The following is a 7,041-nucleotide window of genomic DNA, read 5'->3' as shown; positions in this document are numbered from 1 at the left end:
CATCGCTCAACGGATAAAAGCTACCCCGGGGATAACAGGCTGATCTCCCCCAAGAGTCCACATCGACGGGGAGGTTTGGCACCTCGATGTCGGCTCATCGCATCCTGGGGCTGTAGTCGGTCCCAAGGGTTGGGCTGTTCGCCCATTAAAGCGGTACGCGAGCTGGGTTCAGAACGTCGTGAGACAGTTCGGTCCCTATCCGTCGCGGGCGCAGGAAATTTGAGAGGAGCTGTCCTTAGTACGAGAGGACCGGGATGGACGCACCGCTGGTGTACCAGTTGTCCCGCCAGGGGCACCGCTGGGTAGCTATGTGCGGAAGGGATAAGCGCTGAAAGCATCTAAGCGTGAAGCCCCCCTCAAGATGAGATTTCCCATCGCGAAAAGCGAGTAAGATCCCTTGAAGATGACGAGGTAGATAGGTCCGAGGTGGAAGCGTGGTGACACGTGGAGCTGACGGATACTAATCGATCGAGGACTTAACCAAGAAAGAGCATCTATTCGTGAAGGAACCGTTATCTAGTTTTGAAAGATCATGTTTAAAAAGGAATTGACAACTACGGCCAAAAAGTTATAATAGTAGTTGTCTATCCACTGAATGGAACAAATGAATACAATAATTTGCTTGGTGGCAATGGCGAAGAGGTCACACCCGTTCCCATCCCGAACACGGAAGTTAAGCTCTTCAGCGCCGATGGTAGTGAGGGTCTATCCCTTGTGAGAGTAGGACGCTGCCAGGCAATCACTTTACAATAGAAAAGAAGTTGTAAGTTTATTTCTTTCAATTTGATTCAGCCTATAGAAAATGAGGCATTCTACATAATAGTAATATCAGCTAGTCTTCTTTTACATTCCGCAGTAGCTCAGTGGTAGAGCATTCGGCTGTTAACCGAACGGTCGCAGGTTCGAATCCTGCCTGCGGAGCCATTTGGAGAGCTGTCCGAGTGGTCGAAGGAGCACGATTGGAAATCGTGTAGACGGTCAACGCCGTCTCAAGGGTTCGAATCCCTTGCTCTCCGCCAGAATGAAATTTTTGGCCCGTTGGTCAAGTGGTTAAGACACCGCCCTTTCACGGCGGTAACACGGGTTCGAATCCCGTACGGGTCACCATGGAGGATTAGCTCAGCTGGGAGAGCACTTGCCTTACAAGCAAGGGGTCGGCGGTTCGATCCCGTCATCCTCCACCATGTACATAGTAAATAAAATGAATATTAATGAATTTCGGCGCTAGGGCCACAGCATGTTATGATATGTATACATAATTTTTGTGTGAAGAGTGTTTATTGTTTTATCGGCGCGGGGTGGAGCAGTCCGGTAGCTCGTCGGGCTCATAACCCGAAGGTCGCAGGTTCAAATCCTGCCCCCGCAACCAATGGTCCCGTAGTGTAGCGGTTAACATGCCTGCCTGTCACGCAGGAGATCGCGGGTTCGATTCCCGTCGGGACCGCCATTAATTATTGATTCAACAGCTGTATGAGGAATTTTTTCAAGTACAGCAGATTGTGTCAATGAATTCTTTCTTTAATGATGGATTGTACATAATTTTTTATCGGAGTTTTACGGCTCGGTAGCTCAGTCGGTAGAGCAAAGGACTGAAAATCCTTGTGTCGGCGGTTCGATTCCGTCCCGAGCCACCATTATATGTATACATATGCCGGTGTAGCTCAATTGGTAGAGCAACTGACTTGTAATCAGTAGGTTGGGGGTTCGATTCCTCTCGCCGGCATTTTTTACAATCGGAGGGGTAGCGAAGTGGCTAAACGCGGCGGACTGTAAATCCGCTCCCTTAGGGTTCGGCGGTTCGAATCCGTCCCCCTCCACCATGATAGGGGCATAGTTTAACGGTAGAACAGAGGTCTCCAAAACCTCCGGTGTGGGTTCGATTCCTACTGCCCCTGCCATTTATAAGATGGCGACTGTGGCGAAGTGGTTAACGCACCAGATTGTGGCTCTGGCATTCGTGGGTTCGATTCCCATCAGTCGCCCCATATTAATATCATTGGGCTATAGCCAAGCGGTAAGGCAACGGACTTTGACTCCGTGATGCGCTGGTTCGAATCCAGCTAGCCCAGCCACCTTTTAAATTTAAGTGCGGAAGTAGTTCAGTGGTAGAACACCACCTTGCCAAGGTGGGGGTCGCGGGTTCGAATCCCGTCTTCCGCTCCAATAATGGCGGCATAGCCAAGTGGTAAGGCAGAGGTCTGCAAAACCTTTATCCCCGGTTCGAATCCGGGTGCCGCCTCCATTACAAGCCGGGGTGGCGGAATTGGCAGACGCACAGGACTTAAAATCCTGCGGTAGGTGACTACCGTACCGGTTCAAGTCCGGTCCTCGGCACCAGTGAGGAATTACATCAATATCATTACGCCGATGTGGCGGAACTGGCAGACGCGCACGACTCAAAATCGTGTTCCCTTGCGGGAGTGTGGGTTCGACTCCCACCATCGGCATCGAAAATAGGGGAAAGACTTTAGGATCAAGGGCTCTCACGAATGTGGGAGTCCTTGATTTATTTTTACCGAATACGATTCGAGTAAGAAAAATCGTGTGCGGCTAATCGTGTTCAGTGAGGTGAATTTGGAACTTCTTTTTTATATTCATTGATTCCCCTCCTAATTTTATTTTAAACGAGAAATGGTAAAAATGTTCAGTTTTACTAATATGAGTGAGAAAAAGCATCTTTACTTGTTTTTTGAAGGTTATGTAGAATTTTATGTATTATGTAATATATTTGTAGAGGTTATCCAACTAAATAGGCAGTTTAGTTGAATAAAGGAAAAGATAATCCAAGCGAAAAATACAATACAGGCATAGGGAAAGGGAAGGAATATGGTGATGGAAAAACATTTTAAAGAAGCACACCGGTTTAGCAGTCATAATAGAAAAGATTTAGAAAAGGATACGATATGCGGTTGTTTTTATTGTTTAAAAATTTTTAGTCCTACTGAAATTACGGAGTGGTGGGATGATGAAGACACAGCCGTTTGTCCTTATTGTGGAATTGATTCTGTTATTGGGGAGAGTTCCGGATTTCCAATTACAAGAACGTTTTTAAAAGGAATGCATGAGGAATGGTTTTAGCAGGAATGATTGTTAATGAATAAGAACTTAATAAGATTCGTTTGTTGGGGAATTGTCATCACTCCTCTTTGTTATTTTATGGGGTAAGGGGCAGGTTAGCCGAATAAGGATTTACAATAGGAATTAGTGATATCCCCTTTTTAGTTTTTTGAACAGAAAAGGACTTTACTTCGTCTATTTTTATATAATGAGTATTAGGGGGCTAAAAATATGAAAAGGTTAATTTTGATGATAAGCATTGCTTTATTTGGCTGTAGTAATTCAGCAGAAGTACAGGATAATGAACAAATGGAAAAGACATCAACAGTAAAAAGGGAACGGTTTGAACAGAAAGTCATAATCAGGGATTCTATAAATGACCCGCTTCCGCCAGAAGCAAAGAATATTCAATCTATGCCAGCTCAAAAAGAACCTCAACAAATTCCAAATGCAAACCTAAATAACCCAATTGTCATTACGAAAATGCCTTATTCTGAAAAGAAAAGACCTTGATTAGCCTCTTATACTCCTAAAGAGGCCTTTTTATTTATTCTGCTAACGGGTGCGGTGTTTAAATTAAGGAATCGCTTCTTTTCTTCAACCATCCTGAAAATCAATATTTCCCATCCTTCAGATGGTGGCGCAACTATGTGGCATGGTTGTCTCCCATGGAAGAACAAATTAACTTCTATCATCTGCGATGAAGCTCGCTTCATGGTTGGCTAAGAGGCAGAAAGGTTGAAGGAGCGAAGATTTCATTATATTAAATCAAATAATATTAGTTAAAACGTAAGATTAAACAAAAGGGGAAGGGGATAGGGAAATGGTTGTTCTTGAAACACAAAGGTTGATATTAAGACAGTATGAAGATGAAGATATTACTTCTCTACATCGTATTTTTTCTGACCCAGAAACCATGAAGTTTTATCCAGCCCCTTTTAGCATTCAGCAAACTCAAGACTGGATTAAACGAAATCAAGATAGATATCGGAATAATGGTTATGGATTATGGGCGGTTTGTTTGAAGGAAACGAATGAATTGATAGGTGATTGTGGTCTTGTCAAACAAAAAATAAATGACAGTATAGAAGTGGAGATTGGATACCATATTAATAAAAAGTATTGGGCCAAGGGGTTCGCAACAGAAGCTGCCAAAGCGTGCAAGGAATATGCGTTTTATAAATTGGGTTTAAATAAGCTGATAAGTATTATTGACCCAAAAAATGTTCCATCCATTCGTGTAGCGGAGAAGATCATATCGAGTAAATGAGGCGGATAGATGGTGTGAAAGTGCATGTACTTACCCGGGGAGGTCTGGCGGATATGTGAAGTACTCTTCATAACCTACTTAGTGATAAGTAGCTGAACCGTCAGAAGTCAGCAGAGGTCATAGTATTAGTTGGTCTAGAACAACTAAGAAGGACCGAACAATTAAGAGAGAATAGCCCTTGGCATTCAGTGAGTCATGATGAACACAGGAAACGTAGTACCTCACTTGAGGGAGGAAGCGGTGAATCCCGTGGGAGACCTCTTGGAGGGTGGAGTGACCACTGGCATAAAGAGAACAGCTATTCACGGAAGTTATAAAGACTTGCGTCAATTATCTTAATTGAACCGCCGTATACGGAACCGTACGTACGGTGGTGTGAGAGGACGGGAGTTAATCGCTCCCTCCTACTCGATTGGCTCTATACTAAATGTTGGGGTAAAGAATTTCATTAAAATTAAAAGGTCCTATGTCAATTGTTGGGGTGCACTGGATGTGAAATGCTTGATACAGCTGTTCTAAGTTAGACCTTGTATTACTTTGCGTCATCCACTTCTTAAAAACTTTTTACATAATAAGCTTTCTTTAATATGATCTTTTGTATTTACGAATTTAAGAAGTAACCGGTGAAAGTTAAACACCACCATTATCGAAAAAATCCCCTCATAAGTAAACAGTAAATTGATGCATATTTACTGTCTCCTTATAGGGGGATGCTGTCAAAATTCGGCTACTTTTTCCTTTTCGTTCAAATAACCGGATAATAAAAGCCTTTGCTGTCAAATATATTTTGTCTATTATTGTTTTTCATCAACAGGCGTGACGGCGTCGTGCAGATATGTTTCTAATTCTTTGCGATAACGGTTTTGCTCCTCTTCTGTCCACTCCAAGTTTTTCGCCATATATTGAATAACGGATTCCTTCCATTGGTGAACTGAATGAATTTCAAAAAATAACGATCCCGTTCTCCGGATAAAGAAGTCCTCCGGTTTTACGACCATCTCTTCTTCCAAACCATATTGAAGCTGGGCTAAAACATCAATCGGTAATTGAAACTCATTTCTTACTTTCTTTAATTCAACTGCCAGTTCAAACACCCGGTCTACATTCGTTCCATATAATCGGACCAATCTTTCCGATTGTTTTCTGCTAAATCCCAATTTTTCTCCCTGTTCAACTTTTTTAGTTACGAACGATTCAAAATTTGTTGAACCTCCGAAATCTCCTCCCGAAATCGGCAGGTTTTTCGTTCTGCAAGGGGAAAATGCTGCGTTTTCTTCCTCTTTTAATAATTTGGCAACAAGATCAACGATCGTTTCTGCCATTTTACGGTATCCTGTTAATTTTCCGCCGGCAATGGTAATAATACCTGAATCAGACGTCCAAATTTCATCTTTGCGTGATATTTCAGAAGGACTTTTTCCTTCTTCATGGATTAATGGTCTGAGCCCGGCCCAGCTTGATTCAATATCTTCCACGGTGATATGGACCGTTGGGAACATATAATTAATGGCCTTAATAAGATAATCTCGATCTTCAACAGTCATTTTAGGATGTGCAATATCCCCATCATAGAAAGTATCTGTTGTGCCAACGTAAGTTTTTCCATCACGCGGAATGGCAAACACCATTCGTCCATCAGGTGTATCAAAATAGATCGCTTGTTTTAATGGGAATCGGCTTTGGTCAAAAACAAGGTGAATTCCTTTTGACAAAATCAAATGTTTTCCTTTTAAAGAGTGATCTTTTTCCCGTAACGTATCGACCCAAGGGCCTGTTGCATTTATAATTTTCTTTGCGAACACTTGATATGATTCTCCTGTTAATTGGTCAACAACTTTTACACCTACGGCTTTGCCTTGTTCGTAAATAAATTCGTCTACCTTTGCATAGTTAATCGCTTTTGCACCGCATTCGACTGCCTTTTTCATAACTTCAATCGTCAAGCGGGCATCGTCAGTTCGATATTCGACATAATATCCTCCGCCTAATAATCCATCTTGCTTTAATAAAGGTTCTTTATCAATAGTTTGCTTCGCATTCAACATCGTTCTTCGTTCGCTTTTCTTCACGTCAGCAAGGTAATCATAAATTTTCAGTCCAATGGATGTGCTCCATTTACCGAATGTTCCTCCTTTATAAATCGGAAGAAGCATCCATTCAGGTGTAGTTACATGCGGGCCATTTTCATAGACGATCGCGCGTTCTTTCCCAACTTCAGCGACTAACTTCACTTCCATCTGTTTTAAATAACGGAGGCCTCCGTGCACAAGCTTCGTGGAACGGCTTGAGGTTCCTGCGGCAAAATCCTGCATCTCAAATAAAACTGTTTTCATTCCACGTGTTGTTGCATCAAGTGCAATTCCTGCACCTGTAATACCACCGCCAATAATGATGACATCAAACTGTTTTCCATCGACGTCTTTTAATATTTCTTGTCTTTGATAAGCAAATACATTTTTGTTCATTTGTTATTCCTCCTGTGATCCGTCAAAAGTCCTAAAAAAAGAGACCACATACACACTACGCTTCTTCTACAGACGTAATGCTATGTGGTCTCTCCTTGTCTCCAACCGAATATTAACTTTGAATGTATTATAGCATATTCTTCATCTTCTGAAAATTCTTTTGTATGCGAATTTAAAATTCAAAGCTTTTCCCCATAATGAACTTTTCTTTATTCAGCTGATAAAGAATCAGTGTTTGAAGACGCTATT

At 42.2% G+C, this 7,041-nt stretch carries 4 protein-coding genes, 16 tRNA genes and 2 rRNA genes (1 of these 22 cut by a window edge); 21 read left to right on the top strand and 1 reads right to left on the bottom strand.

Features of this window, described 5'->3' with window-relative positions:
• From NSQ44_RS14930 to NSQ44_RS14830, 21 genes are all read left to right on the top strand, one after another.
• Positions 1 to 484: ribosomal RNA gene (locus tag NSQ44_RS14930) — 23S ribosomal RNA — on the top strand (it extends 2,449 nt beyond the left edge of the window).
• 137 nt (positions 485 to 621) lie between these two features.
• Positions 622 to 737: ribosomal RNA gene (gene rrf / locus NSQ44_RS14925) — 5S ribosomal RNA — on the top strand.
• A gap of 112 nt (positions 738 to 849) precedes the next feature.
• Positions 850 to 924: transfer RNA gene (locus NSQ44_RS14920), tRNA-Asn, on the top strand.
• 3 nt (positions 925 to 927) lie between these two features.
• A tRNA-Ser gene (locus NSQ44_RS14915) sits at positions 928 to 1,019 on the top strand.
• Between the two features lie 13 nt (positions 1,020 to 1,032).
• Positions 1,033 to 1,107 (top strand) — tRNA-Glu (locus tag NSQ44_RS14910).
• Position 1,108: 1 nt separating this feature from the next.
• Positions 1,109 to 1,184 (top strand) — tRNA-Val (locus NSQ44_RS14905).
• Between the two features lie 108 nt (positions 1,185 to 1,292).
• A tRNA-Met gene (locus tag NSQ44_RS14900) sits at positions 1,293 to 1,369 on the top strand.
• A 2-nt stretch (positions 1,370 to 1,371) separates the two neighbouring features.
• Positions 1,372 to 1,447: transfer RNA gene (locus tag NSQ44_RS14895), tRNA-Asp, on the top strand.
• 111 nt (positions 1,448 to 1,558) lie between these two features.
• A tRNA-Phe gene (locus NSQ44_RS14890) sits at positions 1,559 to 1,634 on the top strand.
• A 16-nt stretch (positions 1,635 to 1,650) separates the two neighbouring features.
• A tRNA-Thr gene (locus tag NSQ44_RS14885) sits at positions 1,651 to 1,723 on the top strand.
• A gap of 12 nt (positions 1,724 to 1,735) precedes the next feature.
• A tRNA-Tyr gene (locus NSQ44_RS14880) sits at positions 1,736 to 1,820 on the top strand.
• A gap of 4 nt (positions 1,821 to 1,824) precedes the next feature.
• Positions 1,825 to 1,898, top strand: a tRNA-Trp gene (locus tag NSQ44_RS14875).
• Between the two features lie 11 nt (positions 1,899 to 1,909).
• Positions 1,910 to 1,985: transfer RNA gene (locus NSQ44_RS14870), tRNA-His, on the top strand.
• Between the two features lie 12 nt (positions 1,986 to 1,997).
• Positions 1,998 to 2,072, top strand: a tRNA-Gln gene (locus NSQ44_RS14865).
• A 16-nt stretch (positions 2,073 to 2,088) separates the two neighbouring features.
• A tRNA-Gly gene (locus NSQ44_RS14860) sits at positions 2,089 to 2,163 on the top strand.
• Positions 2,164 to 2,168: 5 nt separating this feature from the next.
• Positions 2,169 to 2,242, top strand: a tRNA-Cys gene (locus tag NSQ44_RS14855).
• A 6-nt stretch (positions 2,243 to 2,248) separates the two neighbouring features.
• Positions 2,249 to 2,337 (top strand) — tRNA-Leu (locus NSQ44_RS14850).
• A gap of 26 nt (positions 2,338 to 2,363) precedes the next feature.
• Positions 2,364 to 2,447: transfer RNA gene (locus NSQ44_RS14845), tRNA-Leu, on the top strand.
• Positions 2,448 to 2,832: 385 nt separating this feature from the next.
• A complete protein-coding gene (locus NSQ44_RS14840; RefSeq protein WP_340857451.1) occupies positions 2,833 to 3,078 on the top strand; it encodes a cytoplasmic protein in 246 nt (81 codons plus the stop codon).
• Between the two features lie 210 nt (positions 3,079 to 3,288).
• Positions 3,289 to 3,570 (top strand): hypothetical protein, encoded by a 282-nt coding sequence (locus NSQ44_RS14835; RefSeq protein WP_340857450.1) that lies wholly within the window; start codon positions 3,289 to 3,291, stop codon positions 3,568 to 3,570.
• Between the two features lie 310 nt (positions 3,571 to 3,880).
• Complete coding sequence (locus NSQ44_RS14830; protein ID WP_340857449.1) at positions 3,881 to 4,327, top strand: GNAT family N-acetyltransferase; 447 nt, start codon at positions 3,881 to 3,883, stop codon at positions 4,325 to 4,327.
• Between the two features lie 794 nt (positions 4,328 to 5,121).
• On the opposite strand, the gene NSQ44_RS14825 is transcribed toward NSQ44_RS14830, so the two are convergent.
• On the bottom strand, positions 5,122 to 6,792 hold the full coding sequence (locus NSQ44_RS14825) for a glycerol-3-phosphate dehydrogenase/oxidase (RefSeq protein WP_340857448.1): 1,671 nt from the start codon (positions 6,790 to 6,792) through the stop codon (positions 5,122 to 5,124).
• Between the last annotated feature and the right edge of the window lie 249 nt (positions 6,793 to 7,041).

The organism is Aeribacillus sp. FSL M8-0254, from assembly GCF_038008845.1.
In the GTDB taxonomy this organism is placed as follows: domain Bacteria; phylum Bacillota; class Bacilli; order Bacillales; family Aeribacillaceae; genus Aeribacillus; species Aeribacillus composti.
The sequence above is the reverse complement of the archived record's forward strand: the minus strand, read 5'-3'. Positions and strand labels throughout refer to the sequence as shown.